The organism is Ligilactobacillus animalis KCTC 3501 = DSM 20602 (assembly GCF_001434535.1).
Taxonomy (GTDB): Bacteria; Bacillota; Bacilli; order Lactobacillales; family Lactobacillaceae; genus Ligilactobacillus; species Ligilactobacillus animalis.
On the sequence record NZ_AYYW01000047.1, the window covers coordinates 1 to 202 of the forward strand.

1 pseudogene is annotated in these 202 nt (G+C 37.6%); it reads right to left on the minus strand.

From position 1 onward, the window contains the following. Positions 1–202, minus strand: a pseudogene (locus FC30_RS09770) (RNA-guided endonuclease TnpB family protein); the annotation flags it as partial.

A 202-nucleotide genomic window follows, 5' to 3' on the forward strand; every position in this document is an offset into this window, starting at 1 on the left:
AACTTGGCTCTCGTCTTAACATAATTATTACTTTTAGTAGCTCGTTTCCCATTTACTGTGCGCTTTTTTGCTAAGGACTTTTGATAATATTTGATACGCTGATAGAGGTGGTTTAAACGTTTAGGTAAAGTGTTGATTTGACCAGCGGTGTAATTGAAGTGTCCAACATTGACATCGACCGCTGTTACACGGTTAGTTTTAG